At 43.9% G+C, this 18010-nt stretch carries 18 protein-coding genes; 12 read left to right on the forward strand and 6 right to left on the reverse strand.

What is annotated here, in order from left to right; genetic code table 11:
- Positions 1-22 precede the first annotated feature (22 nt).
- The 6 genes from MHB38_RS03705 to MHB38_RS03730 all read left to right on the forward strand — a co-directional run bounded on the left by MHB38_RS03705 (position 23) and on the right by MHB38_RS03730 (position 9429).
- On the forward strand, positions 23-2707 hold the full coding sequence (locus tag MHB38_RS03705) for an exosporium glycoprotein BclB-related protein (RefSeq protein ID WP_341002455.1): 2685 nt from the start codon (positions 23-25) through the stop codon (positions 2705-2707).
- A gap of 141 nt (positions 2708-2848) precedes the next feature.
- A complete protein-coding gene (locus MHB38_RS03710; RefSeq protein WP_052321027.1) occupies positions 2849-4444 on the forward strand; it encodes a sensor histidine kinase in 1596 nt (531 codons plus the stop codon).
- Positions 4445-4447: 3 nt separating this feature from the next.
- Positions 4448-5146, forward strand: coding sequence for a response regulator (locus tag MHB38_RS03715; RefSeq protein ID WP_017366803.1), 699 nt, complete (start codon positions 4448-4450; stop codon positions 5144-5146).
- A 2-nt stretch (positions 5147-5148) separates the two neighbouring features.
- Positions 5149-6126 carry a tripartite tricarboxylate transporter substrate-binding protein gene (locus MHB38_RS03720; protein ID WP_144716678.1) on the forward strand — a complete coding sequence of 326 codons (978 nt, stop codon included), beginning with the start codon at positions 5149-5151 and terminating at the stop codon, positions 6124-6126.
- Positions 6127-6317: 191 nt separating this feature from the next.
- Entirely contained in the window at positions 6318-7616 is a 1299-nt protein-coding gene (locus tag MHB38_RS03725; protein WP_017366804.1) for a citrate:proton symporter, read from the forward strand.
- Positions 7617-7797: 181 nt separating this feature from the next.
- A complete protein-coding gene (locus MHB38_RS03730) occupies positions 7798-9429 on the forward strand; it encodes a M14 family metallopeptidase (RefSeq protein WP_341002460.1) in 1632 nt (543 codons plus the stop codon).
- Positions 9430-9501: 72 nt separating this feature from the next.
- On the opposite strand, the gene MHB38_RS03735 is transcribed toward MHB38_RS03730, so the two are convergent.
- A complete protein-coding gene (locus MHB38_RS03735; RefSeq protein WP_008341777.1) occupies positions 9502-9987 on the reverse strand; it encodes a phenolic acid decarboxylase in 486 nt (161 codons plus the stop codon).
- Between the two features lie 113 nt (positions 9988-10100).
- Here MHB38_RS03735 and MHB38_RS03740 point away from each other — a divergent pair, with 113 nt between their 5' ends.
- The 3 genes from MHB38_RS03740 to MHB38_RS03750 all read left to right on the forward strand — a co-directional run bounded on the left by MHB38_RS03740 (position 10101) and on the right by MHB38_RS03750 (position 12395).
- On the forward strand, positions 10101-10658 hold the full coding sequence (locus MHB38_RS03740) for a PadR family transcriptional regulator (RefSeq protein WP_041506617.1): 558 nt from the start codon (positions 10101-10103) through the stop codon (positions 10656-10658).
- A gap of 104 nt (positions 10659-10762) precedes the next feature.
- Positions 10763-11869, forward strand: coding sequence for a nitric oxide synthase oxygenase (locus MHB38_RS03745; RefSeq protein ID WP_202734654.1), 1107 nt, complete (start codon positions 10763-10765; stop codon positions 11867-11869).
- 100 nt (positions 11870-11969) lie between these two features.
- A complete protein-coding gene (locus tag MHB38_RS03750; RefSeq protein ID WP_144716676.1) occupies positions 11970-12395 on the forward strand; it encodes a hypothetical protein in 426 nt (141 codons plus the stop codon).
- A 14-nt stretch (positions 12396-12409) separates the two neighbouring features.
- Here the strand turns inward: MHB38_RS03750 and MHB38_RS03755 are convergent, their stop codons facing one another.
- Entirely contained in the window at positions 12410-12682 is a 273-nt protein-coding gene (locus MHB38_RS03755; protein ID WP_035391366.1) for an acylphosphatase, read from the reverse strand.
- A 122-nt stretch (positions 12683-12804) separates the two neighbouring features.
- Between MHB38_RS03755 and MHB38_RS03760 the strand changes: the two genes are divergently transcribed.
- On the forward strand, positions 12805-13455 hold the full coding sequence (locus MHB38_RS03760; RefSeq protein ID WP_046342941.1) for an MOSC domain-containing protein: 651 nt from the start codon (positions 12805-12807) through the stop codon (positions 13453-13455).
- A 41-nt stretch (positions 13456-13496) separates the two neighbouring features.
- Here MHB38_RS03760 and MHB38_RS03765 read toward each other — a convergent pair whose 3' ends face one another.
- From MHB38_RS03765 to map, 3 genes are all read right to left on the reverse strand, one after another.
- Positions 13497-13634, reverse strand: a complete 138-nt coding sequence (locus MHB38_RS03765; RefSeq protein ID WP_008341771.1) for a YflJ family protein — start codon at positions 13632-13634, stop codon at positions 13497-13499.
- A gap of 134 nt (positions 13635-13768) precedes the next feature.
- Complete coding sequence (locus MHB38_RS03770) at positions 13769-13930, reverse strand: hypothetical protein (RefSeq protein WP_008341770.1); 162 nt, start codon at positions 13928-13930, stop codon at positions 13769-13771.
- Between the two features lie 262 nt (positions 13931-14192).
- The gene (gene map, locus MHB38_RS03775) at positions 14193-14942 is read right to left on the reverse strand and encodes a type I methionyl aminopeptidase (protein ID WP_008341769.1); all 750 of its coding nucleotides are present in this window, start codon (positions 14940-14942) and stop codon (positions 14193-14195) included.
- Between the two features lie 190 nt (positions 14943-15132).
- On the opposite strand from map, the gene nagE reads away from it, so the two are divergent.
- Positions 15133-16497 carry an N-acetylglucosamine-specific PTS transporter subunit IIBC gene (nagE, locus tag MHB38_RS03780; RefSeq protein ID WP_202734653.1) on the forward strand — a complete coding sequence of 455 codons (1365 nt, stop codon included), beginning with the start codon at positions 15133-15135 and terminating at the stop codon, positions 16495-16497.
- A gap of 18 nt (positions 16498-16515) precedes the next feature.
- Here the strand turns inward: nagE and MHB38_RS03785 are convergent, their stop codons facing one another.
- The gene (locus MHB38_RS03785; RefSeq protein ID WP_017366813.1) at positions 16516-17274 is read right to left on the reverse strand and encodes a DUF817 domain-containing protein; all 759 of its coding nucleotides are present in this window, start codon (positions 17272-17274) and stop codon (positions 16516-16518) included.
- 194 nt (positions 17275-17468) lie between these two features.
- Here MHB38_RS03785 and MHB38_RS03790 point away from each other — a divergent pair, with 194 nt between their 5' ends.
- The gene (locus MHB38_RS03790) at positions 17469-17972 is read left to right on the forward strand and encodes a DoxX family protein (protein ID WP_017366814.1); all 504 of its coding nucleotides are present in this window, start codon (positions 17469-17471) and stop codon (positions 17970-17972) included.
- Positions 17973-18010: the final 38 nt, after the last annotated feature.

Below are 18010 nucleotides of genomic sequence, written 5' to 3' on the forward strand. Positions count from 1 at the left end.
TACGATGGATGGGGGTGATTCTATGAGAAAATGTAGACAATGCGGAAAGATATACCCAACTCATTCGACCGACCACTACCAAAAAGGAAGCTGGTATGATGCGTATAAGGATGATGGCTGGGAATGTGATAGTTGTAAGAAAGGTAAATCAGACAAACCAAGGAAACCAGTAAAAAATCCATGCTGTGGAAAAGATCCTTGTGTGTGTGTCATTCAAGGACCGCCAGGGGGAAGAGGAAGGAGAGGCCCAGCAGGTCCGGCAGGTCCAGTGGGTCCAGTTGGCCCAGCGGGTCCAGCAGGAGCAACGGGCGCAACAGGCGCCACCGGTGTAGGTTTAACCGGTATCGTGGCATTTGATCCAGCGGATGCCCCAACCTATCCAGAAGGTCAAGTGGTGACATTTGATGGAAGTACGTATGTGGCGAATACAGCTTCACCAACAGGTACGCCAGGTACGTCTCCAGATTATACATTGTTAGCAGCTGCGGGAGATACGGGCGCCACGGGTGCCACAGGAGCCACAGGAACAGGAGCGACCGGTGCTACAGGAGATACAGGCGCAACCGGAGCGACAGGAGCCATAGGAGCAACGGGCGCAACAGGAGCCACAGGAACAGGAGCGACCGGTGCTACAGGAGATACAGGCGCAACCGGAGCGACAGGAGCCACAGGAGCAACGGGCGCAACAGGAGCCACAGGAACAGGAGCGACCGGTGCTACAGGAGATACAGGCGCAACCGGAGCGACAGGAGCCACCGGAGCTACGGGTGCCACAGGAGCAACAGGAACGGGAGCGACCGGCGCTACTGGAGATACAGGCGCAACCGGAGCGACAGGAGCCACCGGAGCTACGGGTGCCACAGGAGCAACAGGAACGGGAGCGACAGGAGCCACCGGAGATACCGGCGCAACTGGAGCGACAGGAGCCACAGGAGCAACGGGTGCCACAGGAGCAACAGGAACGGGAGCGACAGGAGCCACCGGAGATACCGGCGCAACCGGAGCGACAGGAGCCACAGGAGCAACGGGTGCCACAGGAGCCACAGGAACCGGAGCGACAGGAGCCACCGGAGATACAGGCGCAACCGGAGCGACAGGAGCAATTGGAGCGACCGGTGCAACGGGAGATACGGGAGCGACTGGAGTAACTGGAGCCACGGGTGCAACGGGAGATACGGGAGCGACTGGAGTAACCGGAGCCACTGGCGCAACGGGAGATACGGGAGCGACTGGAGTAACCGGAGCCACAGGTGTAACGGGAGATACGGGAGCGACTGGAGTAACCGGAGCTACAGGTGCAACAGGAGATACGGGAGCGACTGGAGTAACCGGAGCCACTGGCGCTACGGGAGCTACAGGTGCAACAGGAGATACGGGAGCGACTGGAGTAACCGGAGCCACTGGCGCAACGGGAGATACGGGAGCGACTGGAGTAACCGGAGCCACAGGTGTAACGGGAGATACAGGAGCGACTGGAGTAACCGGAGCTACAGGTGCAACAGGAGATACGGGAGCGACTGGAGTAACCGGAGCCACTGGCGCAACGGGAGATACAGGAGCGACTGGAGTAACCGGAGCCACAGGTGCAACGGGAGATACGGGGGCAACCGGAGTAGGGTTAGCTGGTATTTTGGCATTTGACCCAGCAACAGCTCCAACCTATCCAGTAGGTCAAGTGGTGACATATGAAGGTGGAACTTATATCGTAAATACAGCACCACCAACTGGCACACCAGATACGTCTCCAGATTATACGTTATTGGCAGCCGCAGGTGTGACAGGCGCAACGGGAGATACGGGAGCGACCGGAGTAACTGGAGCCACGGGTGCAACGGGAGATACGGGAGCGACTGGAGTAACCGGAGCCACAGGTGTAACGGGAGATACAGGAGCGACCGGAGTAACCGGAGCTACAGGTGCAACAGGAGATACGGGAGCGACTGGAGTAACCGGAGCCACAGGTGTAACGGGAGATACGGGAGCGACCGGAGTAACCGGAGCAACTGGCGCTACCGGAGCCACGGGAGCAACCGGAGTAACCGGAGCCACAGGAGCCACGGGAGATACGGGAGCGACCGGAGTAACCGGAGCCACGGGAGCAACCGGAGTAACCGGAGCCACGGGAGCGACCGGTGCAACAGGGGCTACAGGAACCGGAGCCACGGGCGCAACCGGTGCAACAGGTGTGACAGGATCAAGTGCGATTATTCCATTTGCATCTGGTACGCCAGCTGTTTTAACCACAATCGCAGGCGGTCTAGTTGGAACATCTAGCTTGGTCGGATTCGGTAACTCGGCGACAGGTGTCAGTATTGTAGGAGGAATCATTGATTTAACCGGAGCAGCAGGAACATTGTTAAACATGGCATTCTCCGTTCCAAGAGCTGGAACCATTACGTCATTTGCTGGCTATTTTAGCACGACTGCAGCCCTTTCTTTAGTTGGCACGAGTATTACTGTAACTGCTAGTCTGTTTGCTTCACCAACACCAGATAACAGCTTCACTCAAGTAGCGAGCGTTACATTGGCACCGGCGTTAACCGGTATTTTAACGATAGGGGCTATTTCAAACGGTATCGCTACTGGTTTAAGTGTACCAGTCACACCGCAAACAAGATTGCTTGTCGTATTCTCGGCAACAGCTACTGGTCTTTCCTTAGTGAATACTGTAGCAGGCTATGCAAGTGCTGGTTTATCCATCACGTAATAGGCACACAGGGATGACTCAATACTGAGTCATCCTTTTTTGTCTGTGTGAATTTTCTCTTAACTTCATGAGAAAAAATGATATGATTTTCTTAGAGTCTATTCGGGTGAATCTACTGAATTAGGGGTTGTGGCGGTGAGGATGGGCAAAAGGAAAGTCACTTTACAAACAAAAATTTTGGGGTTAATTATTGGTCTTTTACTTGTTGTTATTGCCTTATTGACCATTTGTTTTGGTTTTTTGCAGACATCAGAAAGGCAGAGTCAAGCTGAACAGCTGGCGGTGCAAACTGCTAGAACGATATCTTATATGCCGCCCATTAAAACATCGGTGGCCACGGGAGATTCGCAAAATGAAGAACAGGCTGTGCTTGAGCAAATGAAGGAGCAAGTAAGAGCGCATGCCATTTTTATCACCAATCAAAAAGGAAAGGTTCTTTTTCATACGAATCATGAGGATGTAGGGAAAACCATCAGTGTGTCGGAAGGAAGAAGTACACTGCTATTTGGAGGAACTTCCATATCAACGGGTGATTCTGATGGTGAAACCGTTGTCAGAGGCAGTGCCCCGATTATGAAAGAAACAGGCAGTCATGAAGAAATTATTGGGACCGTCAGCGTCGAATTTTTAAAAAGAGATATCGACCAAGCGACAGCCCATCAACTCTTCAAATTAAGTTATATTGCCCTTCTTGTGCTCTTGCCTGGGGTATTTGGAGCCATTTTTTTAACAAGGAGTATTCGAAAAGATATATTAGGGCTTGAACCGCATGAAATTGCTTCATTATATCGAGAAAGAGAAGCGATGCTGCATGCGATTAAAGAGGGAATCATTGCATTTGACCGTAAAGGTGCCATTACGATGATGAATACGTCAGCTGAACAGATGCTACGCGTCTCTTCAACGCTGCCTCTTCATATTGATCAAGTGTTGCCAAATGCCAATCTTCTATCCTATCTAAAAGAAGAGATGATAGAACCTAACATAGAATCAGTCGTCAATGATAAAACCTTCGTGTTAAATGTCAAAAAAGTGGTGCAGGACAATCGAGTATTTGGAGGAATTGTGAGCTTTAGGGAGAAAACCGAGCTGACAAAGCTGCTGGATACATTGACAGAGGTCAGTCAATATTCAGAAGACTTGAGAGCACAAACACACGAATTTTCGAATAAGCTGTACGCTATTTTAGGCTTGCTTGAGTTGAAACAAGTGGGTGAAGCCATTGAGTTAATTAAAGAAGAGTATACACTTCAAAATCGCCAGCATGATTTACTCATGAAGCAAATTCGCTCTCCGAAGATACAAGCCATTTTACTTGGGAAGTTAGGAAAGGCATCTGAGAAAAAGGTTCATTTTCACATTGATGAAAATAGTTCATTGGAGCCGCTCCCAGCCCATTTGAGTTTATCTCACTTTATCACCATCATTGGCAATCTCGTAGACAATGCGTTTGAGGCTGTATTGAATAAGGAGAAAAGAGAAGTCAGCTTGTTCATCACAGATATTGGATTTGATATTATCATAGAGGTATCTGATTCAGGGGACGGTGTAGATGAAGGAGCCATTTCACAACTTTTCACAAGAGGACATTCATCAAAGGGAGAAGGGCGAGGTTATGGACTTGCCAATGTCAAAGAAGTGCTAGATGAACTTGGGGGCTGGATTGAAGTTGCGAACCAAAAAGAAGGCGGTGCCATCTTCACTGTTTACATACCGAAAGGCACAAAGGGGGAATAGGTTGTGATCAAGGTACTCATTGCGGAGGACGATTTTCGAATCGCTGCGATTCATGAATCTTATATACAAAAGGTACAAGGCTTTCAAGTTGCCGGCAAGGCAAAGAGTGCAAAGGATCTGTGGGAGGCACTTCAAAAAGAACAAGTGGATCTCATTTTACTTGATGTCTACATGCCTGATGAGCTCGGCACGAACCTTTTGCCGCTGTTAAGAGAGCGCCATCCTGAAGTGGATGTGATCATTATCACAGCTGCAACGGAAACGATGCTGTTAAGAGACGCACTGCATTATGGAGTGGTTCATTATTTAATCAAACCAGTGACCGCCCAAAAATTCACGCAGGTTTTAACCGAATATAAAGAGAAGAGAGAGTTAATCAATTCAAAAGATGAAGTCAATCAAACGATGATTGATCTGTTTTTTGGTCAAATACAGGAAGAATCGCAGCAAAAGGATGAGCGAGACTTGCCAACAGGCATTAATTCACTGACTTTGGACAAAGTGAAAACATTCATGACAGCAGAGATGAACGGAATTACAGCGGAAGAACTCGGAGAAAAAATGGGCGCATCACGTACAACAGCAAGACGATACGTAGAGTATCTTGTGACAACGGGAGAATGCCGGGCAGAGCTGGCGTATGGAATCATTGGTAGACCAGAACGAAAATATTATCCCGCCAAAAAACAAACGGAGTCATAAAAATGAAAAAAGGAATACTCCTACTCATTTTGGTCTGCCTTTGTACAACGCTCACCTTTAATGAAAAAAAAGCAAAAGATTCTTTCCTGGAGCACAGCCCATTATACATTGTGGTATCAGGTGTACCTGACGGCGGATTTGACCAAACGGCTCAAGTGATGAAAACCGTGCTAGAACAAGAAAAGCTAGTGGAAGAGCCTGTGCATATTCTTTATCAAAGAGGCGGAACGGTTGATAAAGGCTGGACCTATATGATGGAGCGAGATGCCAATTATATCAGTTTAAATTCAAGCTTATTATTAAGCCGTAATTTGCTGGGCAGCAGTAACGTGACCATGAATGATGTCACCCCGCTTGCTATTCTTGCGGAAGAGTGGCAGGTAGTCGCAGTGCCAGTTGATTCTCCTTTCTCAAATGGAAAAGAGCTATTACACGCACTAAAAAAGAAACCGGATTCCTTAAAAATTGGGTTTGCCCCGGACTTTGGAAATGATGATCAAATCTCATTCGCACGGGCTGCCGAAATGGCAGGGATAGATCCGTACCGCATTCAGTTTTTAAAATTTGACAGTGCAGATGATTTATTTCAAGCACTCATTGACCATGAGGTAGATGCGGCGACTACGACCATTACAGAGGTTCGCCATGATTATGAAAAGAAAAGATTGAAGCTCGTCGCAACCACAACGAATCAGCGTTTAGAAGGATTCAAAGACGTGCCCACTTGGAAAGAACAAGGGATTCCGCTTATCTTCTCTCATTGGCGTGGTGTGATGGGACCAAAGCAAATGAATCAGCACGACATTCGAGCATGGGATCAGCTTCTTCAAAAAATGACGCAAACGAAGTCATGGAAAAAGCAGTTAAAACAAAAAGGCTGGACAGGCCGTTATATGAATAGTAAAGAAGCAAAGGTCTTTATGGAAGAGCAATTAAGGCGATATGAGCAATTTATACAAGGAGAACAAGCGGTCAAATGAGACCGCTTTTTTTCATGCAATTAAGGAACATCAGCGAATGCACAAAATGAACAAAAAGCATTTATCGACCAAAAAAGAATTAAAATTCATAATATTTACTTCAATTCAGGCGTCAGATATCATGACAGAAAGGGTTGGAAATGGGATACCAACATTTAATGAAAGCGTATACAAAATAAGGGGTGAACGAAATGTTAGCGATCTTAGGATTTCTTATGATGATTGTATTTATGGTTTTAATTATGACGAAACGTATGTCTGTTTTAACGGCATTGGTATTAACACCGATTGCATTTGCTCTTATTGCAGGTTTTCATTTTACAGAAATTTCAGACATGATTGTCAAAGGTGTACAGCAAGTTGCACCAACGGCGGTCATGATCATGTTTGCCATTTTGTACTTCGGGATTATGATTGATGCAGGTTTATTCGATCCAATGGTGGCGAAAATTTTAAAGATCGTCAAAGGCGATCCATTAAAAATTGTTGTCGGAACAGCCGTCCTGACGATGCTTGTCGCACTTGACGGTGATGGAACCACAACGTACATGATTACAACAACAGCCATGCTTCCACTATTTACACTGCTTGGCATTCGTCCGATTATTTTAGCGGGTATTGCCGGAGTCGGCATGGGGATTATGAATACGATTCCATGGGGAGGGGCAACACCTAGAGCGGCAAGTGCACTTGGCGTTGATCCATCACTTTTATTTGGCCCGATGATTCCAGTCATTGGCGCAGGGGTTCTCAGTATGATTGTAGTCTCCTATTTTCTTGGAAAATCCGAAAGAAAACGTCTTGGTGTTATTGAGCTCGAACAGCCGATTCATGCAAATGAAATGGCAGCAGCGCTGCAAGATGATATTAAGCGACCGAAACTTTGGTGGTTTAACCTGACACTGACTTTGCTTTTGGTTCTCTTGCTTGTGTCTGGAAAAGTAAGCTTAACGGTTCTGTTTGTTCTTGCCTTCTGTGTTGCCATTATCGTGAACTATCCGAACCTTGAACAGCAGCGTGAGCGGATTGCGGCTCACTCAACCAACGTCTTAGCGATTGCTTCGATGATTTTTGCGGCAGGTGTTTTTACAGGCATCTTAACTGGGACGAAAATGGTTGATGAAATGGCGATTTCGATTGTTTCGGCTATTCCAGAGCAGCTTGGCGGGTTTATTCCAGTCATTGTCGCGCTAACAAGCGGGATCTTCACTTTCTTTATGCCGAATGATGCATACTTTTATGGGGTACTGCCGATCCTATCAGAAACAGCGGCAGCATACGGTGTCGATAAAATTGAGATTGCGAGAGCATCTATCATTGGTCAGCCGATTCATATGTTAAGCCCACTTGTTCCATCGACTCATTTACTTGTGGGACTCGTTGGGGTATCACTAGATCAGCATCAGAAATTTGGCATGAAATGGGCGGTTCTTGCAGTCGTCGCCATGACAGTGATGGCGGTTCTCATTGGGGCCATTTCGATCTGGTAATGAGAAGAGTGTCTGCTGCTCATGCAGGCACTCTTTTTTAGGTCCTATTGCAGGGCAACATCCATTCATTTGCCCTATATAAAGACATGCATGATTCCTCCAAAAGATATATTTTTGAAAAATGCTGACACTTTTGCTGTTTTTTTCTTTATAATGCAAATCAACGAAGGGAGAGGATAGCATGTCCAAACAGAAAAGTACCATTCTTTTTGCTGCTGTATGCCTCATGGCAGGAAGTTTGTCGATGGTGACCCCAGCTTCAGCGAATGCAGAGACCCCTTATTATGGAAAAAGCTATGAGCAGCCAGCCTCGGTTCAAAAACTGTATCCTGAGCCTGACGAAACGTTTGATACCCCTGCTTTTCAGAAAAAAGGAAAAGCATTTACCACACAAGAAGAGCTTCAAGATTTTTTACGTGACATTGTCAGTAAAAGTCCTTACGCCACGCAGAAACAGATTGGAACATCCATTGAAGGCAGGTCCATTCCAGCCCTCTATTTTACAAAGGATCGCCACATCTCTCCACTGTCAAAAAAGCCAACGATCTGGCTTCAAGCACAAATACACGGAAATGAACCAGCCTCCGGTGAATCTGCCCTTGTCATCGCCAAACGACTAGCAGGTGATGAAGGAGAGCGTATACTGAGCCATGTCAACGTCATCATTGTCCCAAGAATCAACCCAGATGGTTCTTATGCATTTGACCGCAGACTTGCAAACGGAATGGATGGCAACCGTGACCACATGACATTAGAATCTCCAGAGCTGACAGCCCTTCATCAAGAATTTAATCGCTATGCGCCCGAGGTCGTCATTGATGCCCATGAATATGATGTCGGTCAAAAGCAGTTTGAAGATATCGGTGCAATAGGTGCTCTCAAGTATCACGATTTGCTGATATTATCCGGTAAGAATTTGAACATTCCTGAAAGCATTCGTTTCACGTCAAATGAATTGTACGTCAACGGAGTACGTGAAACATTGACGAATAAAGGATTTTCCAACGATTTATATTATACAAACACAAGAGGGAAGGACGGAAAGATCGACCTTTATGAAGGCGGAACCGATGCACGAATTGGCCGAAATGCCCTGGCGCTTTCACCAGCTTTATCATTTCTTGTAGAAAGTAGGGGGATTGGAATTGGCAGAGAGGACTTTACTCGGCGTGTGGCAGCACAAGTCACCACTCATGAAAAAATCATTGAGACAACAGTGAAGCATGCTAAGCAGGTGAAGCAGCAAATGGTGACGGAGTGGCTGAAACTTGTGAAAAAAGGTCTTCAACCAAATGATGATGATCAAGTAGTCATTCAAGATGCTTTCAAGGCGCCTGTGAACGATTCACTTGAAATGGTGGATATTGAGAAAGGACAAACCACCAATGTCCCGGTACGTTTTCATAGTGCAAGTGATGCGGTTCCTATATTGACAAGAGAACGGCCGACAGCTTATCTTATTCTCCCAGGACATGAAGGAGTAGATAGAAAGCTCAGGACTTTAGGGTTAAAAAGTGTGACACTTCCTGTTGGCATGAAAGTGCCAGTTCAAGCCTATGAGGTGACAAAACGAGTGGAAACAAGCAAAACAGATATTCAGCTTGAAACGAGACTCGTTGAAAAGAAACGTCAACTGCCAAAAGGAACAAAGGTATATGTGACTGCACAGCCAGAGACCAATTTGTTGTCACTTGCCCTTGAACCAGAATCAAAAGACAGCTATATGTCATCTGGTTTTATTGCATCGAAAGTAGGCGATGAACTACCAGTTTACCGATTCTTGTTATCTCAAAAGACGTTAGGTATGAAATAAAAAGGACTAAAATCAAGTTCATTTTAGTCCTTTGTCAACCATCTAGAAGCGGCACAGTGCGTGCCGCTTTTTCTATTTTCGTCCAGCTCTGATCTCATCGGTCATGCCTTCATACGGTGCTTCTGCGATAATCGTTTCATCGTTTACCCCAGCATGGTGGATGTACGTAATGTCTGCGAATTCTGGTACGACATACTTCGGATAGGTTTCATATTTTTCACGGGATTCTTTCATGAGGTCGATATAGTCATTTTGATAGCAAACGGTGATATCTGGACGTTCATGCACCCATTTTGGGAAGAAAATGACCCCATGCATGCGTTTCTCCTCAGGCATAAAGTTCAAAGACACGTCTGTCCCAGTCGGTTCCGTCCAGGAAACTTTGTATACCCCTTTTGTCAGTTTCACAATATTCACTTCTTGATCACGAACCCAGCGGCCTCCAACCATTCCGCTATGAATGCGGTAATCAATGGTGTGATCATTTTTAATGTAAATCTCATATTCCCAGCCATTTTCATACGTATAAATCATATGAAGTCCAACGAATTGATCCATGTTTATTCCTTCTTTCAATTAAAATGATGTTGTTTCAAACATGTCATGATTTACATGTTTATTTTAAGGTGTATGGTATACTATTGTCAAAGAATATGCGTTGGAGGCATGTCATGAGAGTACTGAAATATGCCATTCTTGGCTTACTAGATCAGCGTGAGCTGACGGGATACGATATGAAGAAACACTTTGAAGATTCCCTTGGACAGTTTTGGAGTGCGAAGCATAGTCAAATATACCCTGAATTAAAGCGGCTAACAGAAGAGGGTTTTATTGAATTTGATATTCACATACAAGGAAAGAAGCTAGAGAAGAAGGTTTATCAAATCACTGATGCAGGAAAAAGAGAACTGCATGAGTGGTTAAGGAAAAAAGGCCCGATTCCAGACACAACAAAAGATGAATTTATGTTAAAAACGTTCTTTATCTCATCTATGGATCAAAAAGAAGCGGCCGGTCTCTTCTCACATCAGCTGCAGGAGCGAACAAAGAAAGTAGAGATGCTTGAACAGAAACTGAACATTTTAACAGAAGAAGATCCATCTGCCCAATCACTGCATTCAACACAATTCGGGCATTATTTAGTACTGACAAGAGCAATTGAAAGAGAAAAAGGGTATGTTCGCTGGCTCCAAAAGACCCTTGAAGTCATTGATTCATCCATTGTCTAAGGACAATCGTCGCACGATATGATAAAAAATGGTTTGAAACAAGTGAATTTATCAATAGAAACCGCTACAATGGATATATTCGTATTAAAGTGAGGCGAGTATGTTTGAGTAACCAAGAAGCGTTGTGGAATGAAGCAAAAGCTTTTATTTCTGTATGCTATGAAGAATTAGGCAAATTAAATGAAGAAAAAGCAGCACGTCTGCATGAAATAAAAAAAGAAATTGAGTCTGACGGCATGTATACTCATACGCAGGAAGAATTAGCTCACGGGGCAAAAATGGCATGGCGCAACAGCAACCGGTGCATTGGGCGCTTGTTTTGGTCAACACTGCATGTGCATGACTGCCGGCACGTGAGAACAGAAGATGAGGTGAAAGAGGCACTCTTTCATCATATTGAGTATGCGACAAATGGGGGTAAAATCAAACCGTCCATTACCATCTTCCCACCAGAGAATAAGGGACGGAAGGAAGTCGTTATTTATAATCATCAGCTTGTTCGTTATGCGGGATATGAGTCGGAATATGGCATCATTGGGGACGAGGCATCACTTGAATTAACCAAGTTGTGTGAAGCGCATGGCTGGAAAGGCGAAGGCACGCATTTTGACCTTCTGCCACTTATGTTTCAGCTAAAAGATCAGCCGCCGGTTTTGTATGATCTTCCGAAAGAGATCGTTCAAGAGGTAGAGATCACTCATCCTGAATATGATGGATTCGGTGATTTAGGACTGAAATGGTATGCTGTTCCGATTATTGCTGATATGAAATTAGAAATTGGCGGCATTCATTACAATGCGGCACCGTTTAATGGATGGTATATGGGAACAGAAATTGGCGCACGAAATCTAGCTGACGAAAACCGCTACAATATGCTGAAAAAAGTCGCTTCTATTTTAGGGCTCGATACAACAAAAAATTCGTCACTTTGGAAAGACAAAGCCATTGTCGAATTGAATGTCGCGGTTCTGCACTCTTATCGCGAGGCAGGGGTAACCATTGTAGATCACCATACAGCAGCCCATCAATTCAAGCAGTTTGAAAAACAGGAAGAAAAAGCTGATCGTAAGCTGACTGGTGATTGGACATGGCTGATTCCGCCAGTATCACCAGCTGCTACGCATATCTTCCATCGTCACTATGACAATACGATCGTGAAACCGAATTATTTTTATCAGGAAAAACCCTACCACGGGACGGAAAGAGCCTAGCGAAAAGCTAGGTTTTTTTGTATGAAATGAGTCTTTGGAATGTTGTTTGATTTGGAAAATGATGGTTTAATGGCGGTGAAATCAAAAAGGGGGAATATAGATGAAAAAAATGACGTTGCTCATATTTTTGGCTGTATTCAGTTTCAACGGATTTCTACCACTAGGTGATGAAAGAGCTAAAGCAACGACTGGAGCAATGGTTCAGAATGACATCGATTTAAAGGTGACAACCGATCGTTCAACTTATACTTCGCTTCATCCTCAGGTCAACGTCAACATGACAGCAATAACAAATGAAACACTTTATTATACAGCTGCTATTCGAAAACTTACTTTCCCAGTGACACCAGTCTTTACACACGAAGGGTCTATCTCTGGACAAAACGCTTTCGCAGCACCTACTCGTTTATTACTTCCTAACAGTGGATCAGCCAACTATGATGTTCATGTGAGTCTCTACAAAGATGCTTCACGTACAACCTTGATTGGTTATGATGTTGCAAACCCATTTACTGTTGTGAAATAAAGGATACACATCAACTATCCTTTAATCCGAAAGTCTTGATAATGGGCGAACTTGGTGAGCGGCTCCATGTCCAAATGTGTGACTTTTGAAAAAGGACTACCTTTACGGACGGTCTCTAAAAAGTCAAACACCTCCTGCTGCTCTCCTTCTACTTTTAACTCCACGTGACCCTCATCTGTGTTGCGTACCCAGCCTTTTATCCCTCGATTGACGGCTTCTCCTTGAACAAAATAACGAAAACCGACTCCTTGAACTCGTCCTTTTACAATAGCGTGATAATGAACCAATGTCATCTCTCCTTTTTTCTCATCGTACCATAACCTGTCTCGTTCCTTCACGTACCGACTATGATTTGACTGTCAAACCATGTAAAATAAAAGCAATCAGACAATCAAAGGAGATGGCGAGAGTGGGGCAGACAAGGTACGACATCGAAGGAATTCAAGTAGGACAACCTATCACCACCTATGTGAATGGAAAAGAAATCAAAACAGCCATCAACAAAAAGCGTATTCACGAGCCTGTTTATTTGAGTAAGCTCAATTTTGATGGAGATGGACAAGGTGATTTGGTCCATCACGGAGGTGATGATAAAGCCGTTTGCGTCTTTCCATATGATCACTATACTTATTTTGAGCAATTTTTAGGGGTGCCGTTACAGGAGGCAGCCTTCGGTGAAAACGTGACCGTGCATCAGCTTGTAGAGACAGAAGTTCGTATTGGAGATGTATTTCAGCTTGGGGATGCGCTAGTTGAGGTCAGCCAGCCAAGACAGCCATGTGTGAAGCTCTCTCTTAAGCATGGAAACATGAAGCTTGTAAAGGAAGTGCAGCAAACGGGATATACCGGTTTTTATTTGCGTGTGCTGAAAGAAGGAATGGTCTCTCCTGATGAAGCTCTTGTGTTAGTCGAAAAAGCGCCCCATCCCATCACAGTCCACGAAGTCAATGAAGTCAAATACCGTCAAGTAGATCAAAACAGGCTGAAAGCAGTTCTTGAAGTAGATGCCTTAGCAGATGTGGTCAGAAAATCTTTAGAAAAACGTGTTCAGCCCATATAAAAAAGCCGTACATCTGCTATGGATGTACGGCTTTTCAACATTTAAGAGCTCGTTTTCTTTTGCTCAAGAAGATTTGCAAGGAAATAAGTTTTAAAGCTTTGAAGCTTTCTTCCTTCATGCTTGGTCACACCAAGCTTCTTTAATTCTTCGACATACCAGCCTTTGCTACCATAATGCATGATAGAAAACTCCTTTCAATGGAAACTGCCTGCATTGTAACATCTCAAAAAAGGACGTGAAAAGTGTGCAGGTGTTTAGAAATGAAAACTGATTCTATCTGCCTATGATCCATGTATATGCTGGAAATAATTATTTATGAATTTGGCGGGTTGAGGGTAACGATGATCATGCCCACTGTCATAATCATGATGACAATACCGAGGTAGGTCATCATGGATTGTTTTTTCTTAATACCTACAACCGTTAAAATAATACTTTCAATAAAGAAGATAACACCGATGATGATGAACCACATATCAAATAAGACCCCTTTCGCATATCTTTGCCTATTTTACCACAGGCATTTTTGTTTAGTCGTGACAGATTCGTGAAAGGGATTGCAGATTGTTGAGAAAGGGCTAAAATGAACTTGATTTTAGCCCTTTGTCTTCTCTTCAGCGTGATAGAAAACCTTTGAAGTCTAGGAAGGACGAGTACTGGCGCGCAGGACTGACACCGAATGCGAGGGTTTGTCTACACGCTAAAATCCCCTCCAGTGAAGGAGGGGACCCGCTTGCTTACAGCTTTGTTAAAATAATCGGTTCGTCTTTTGTGATCACAATCGTATGTTCAATCTGTGCGACCAGACTCTTATCAGGTGTTTTAAATGTCCAGCCGTCATCCGCTTGATAAATCGACTCAGCATTTGTTGAAATGAAAGGTTCAAAGGCGATGACTGTCCCATTCTTAAACAAAGCATTATCGAATGGATCATAGTAGTTCAAAATATGGTTAGGTGCTTCATGCAGGCTTTTCCCAATGCCGTGTCCTGTCAAGTTCTTAATGACGGTAAATCCTTGTTCTTTCGCCGTATTGTAGACCGCACGGCCAATTTGATTTTGTCTTTTTCCGGCTTTCGCATGCTTTAATCCTTCAAGGAATGCATCCTCTGCACACTGGCATAATGCTTCAAGACGAGCATCTCCTGTACCTAAAACGAATGAAATCCCAGTATCGGAATAATATCCATCAAGCTCTGCTGAGATATCAATATTAATGAGGTCGCCCTCTTGTAAAATGGTTTTTTCACTTGGAATGCCATGTGCGACTTCATCATTGACACTGATACAAGTCGTACCGGGGAAATCATATTCTTTTTCAGGAGCTGAATTGGCTCCATGTTCTTCTAATATTTTTTTCCCTATCAAATCTAATTCTTTTGTAGACATGCCTGGTTTCGCTTGGCTTTTCATTTCTTCTCTTGCCAAAGCGACAATTCGGCCGACTTTTTTTAAGGCTTCTAACTCATGATCATGTTTGACAATCACTGTTCATTCCCGCTTTCTATAACTTCATTCTATTCAATAGCTTACCACATTTTACGCCAAAAGAGTAAAGGCTGAGATTTGGGTGAGATGTGGACAAATTGGTATAGATAACTAGATGTGCATATGATATATTTTTTATGAACATCATGAGAGATTTGTTCATGATGATGACGAAGGGGGGAGAAATAAGATGGTGTTTCAGTTTTTTCAAAAGTTAGGAAAATCATTTATGCTTCCAATCGCTGTGCTTCCTGCAGCGGGTATCATTTTGGCTATTGGGCGAGAAGATGTATTCAACATCCCGTTTATTCATGCGGCAGGAAATGCAATTTTTGCAAATTTGGCTTTAATTTTTGCTATGGGTGTAGCGATTGGTATTTCAAAGGACGGTAACGGGGCAGCGGCGTTATCTGGAGCGATCTCTTATTTTATTTTGTCAGCTGGTACCACGTCGATCAATTCGACCAACAATATGGGGGTATTGGGTGGTATTTTGTGCGGACTTTTGGCAGGTTACGTTTACAATAAATTTAAGGACACGAAACTGCCGGAATACTTAGGTTTCTTTAGTGGAAGACGGCTTGTGCCAATTATGACAGCACTTTTTACCATTCTATTAGCAGCCGTTTTTGGATATGTATGGCCTCCAATTCAAAGTGTGATCAATGATTTAGGGGAGTGGATTTTAAGTCTTGGAGCAACGGGTGCCGGGCTGTTTGGCTTCTTTAACCGCCTGCTCATTCCATTAGGACTTCATCATGTGTTGAATAATCTATTTTGGTTTCAATTCGGTGAATTCAGCGGAGCGACAGGTGATTTAGCGCGGTTCTTCAAAGGCGATCCAAGTGCAGGTGTCTTTATGACTGGTTTCTTCCCAGTGATGATGTTCGGGCTGCCGGCGGCATGTCTCGCGATGGTTGTGACCGCAAAGCCTGAAAAACGAAAAGCAACAGCCGGTCTTATGATTGGAATGGCACTGACGTCATTTATTACAGGAATCACAGAACCAATTGAATTCTCATTTATGTTTTTATCTCCACTTTTATATGGTGTTCATGCGATATTAACTGGTCTTTCGCTCTTTATTGTCAACACCTTAGTCATTCATAGCGGTTTCGCTTTTTCAGCCGGTGCGATTGATTACGTTTTAAGTTTTGGAATTGCGCAAAAACCCATTCTGTTACTTGTGGTTGGGGTCATCTATGGCGTGATTTACTTTGTTGTTTTCTATTTCCTGATTAAATTGTTAAAGCTAAAAACACCGGGCAGGGAAGATGATGACATCGAAGATATTTCAGGGGATGATACACATACTGCCGGAGCAAGTATGCTCGTAGAGGGACTAGGCGGCAAAGGCAATATCACCACAATTGACCATTGTGCGACCCGTCTTCGTTTAACAGTAGAAGATACCAATTTATTAAATGAAGGTACATTGAAAAAAGCAGGTGCCAAAGGGGTACTGACGTCAGGAAAAACTTCCGTACAAATCATCATTGGAACAAATGTTGAATTTGTCGCCGATGATCTTCGTAAGGAAGTCGCTCAGGACTAAAAAAAGCGTTCAGCCAGATCAAATGGGCTGAACGTTTTTTTGTTTTCGCTGTTCGATCACCAGTACAATGCTGATGACAACAAGTAAAAACCATGAACTGATTTTACCAAGATGGACGAGAGACCAAGCATGCTGCTGATTTGGATATTGCCATGCTCCTAAAAAGGTCGTGACATTTTCGGCCACCCAAATAAAAAAGCCAATCAGTAAAAACGAGATAACAAGCGGCATACGAAAGATCGATGAACCGACCTGAAAGGAAACGGTTGTTTTTCGAAACACAACCACTAGGAGTAATGTCAGCCACCAGCGTAGATCATAAATCCAGTGATGAGTAAAGAAATTGAGATAAATACATAAACTGATCCCCACTGAAAGAAACGGGTGAGGCCACGCATTCACCTTCACGCGAAGCCGAGTCAGTGCCTGATAAATATAGCTTGCCACACTCGCATACATAAAGCCGCTATAGAGCGGAACCCCAAAAATTTTCGTATAAGCTTCTTCAGGATAGGACCATGAACCCATATGTACTTTGTAGATTTCTAAGCCTATTCCAATCACATGAAAGAGACAAATAACCTTCAACTCTGTCAGTGTCTCAAGCCGCAGCATCAGCATGAGAAGCTGTGCCATGAGGCAAAGCAGAAGAATAAAATCATATCGATGAAGAAAAGGAATAGACACGACCTTTGATAGGGCAAGCGCCGTAAAGATCATGACAGGAAATAGACAAGAGATGGCCTGTAAATAAGCAAAATGAAATAATGTTTTCATACAAAATGTAACCCCTTTTCACTGTCTGAAATAACTTAGACGGTGATAACAAGAGAAAAGTTTACCTCAACTAGATATTCATGAACAATTTGTGAATATATATGTGAAAAGGATCACAAATGTATATTAAGTAGTATAATAAGATCATAAAGAAAATGTGAAATATTTCACATAATTTAAAAGGAGGCATCATCATGTTTACAAAATTCTTACAAACGAATGTATGGGCAGCGGTTATCCTTTTGGCAGCAAGACTTTATATCGGATGGACTTGGCTGACATCTGGTATTGGAAAACTAACAGGCGGATTCGATGCATCAGGATATTTGCAATTTGCCATAGCTGAACCTGTTGTGAAAGATGGACATCTTGTTTATCCGTTCTATGTCTGGTTTTTAGAAAATGTCGCGTTGCCAAATGCCGGACTCTTCAGTGTCATGGTCATGTGGGGAGAAATCTTAGTTGGTCTAGGACTAATTGTTGGATTGTTCACAACAACAGCAGCCTTTTTTGGAAGCGTGATGAATGTCTCTTTCTTACTAGCTGGAACCGTCTCTGTTAACCCGCTTCTTCTTCTGATCGCCGTCTTTATCATAGCAGCGAAAGGAAATGCCGGAAAATTTGGTCTTGATTATGTAGCAGGTCCAGTCCTTAAGCGAAAACTGAAAAGAAAGCCGCATTTAGAAGTGGCATCATAATAAAGAAAAGCATCCTGAGCAAAAATTCAGGATGCTTT

The organism is Bacillus sp. FSL K6-3176, assembly GCF_038003325.1.
In the GTDB taxonomy this organism is placed as follows: Bacteria; Bacillota; Bacilli; order Bacillales; family Bacillaceae; genus Bacillus; species Bacillus altitudinis.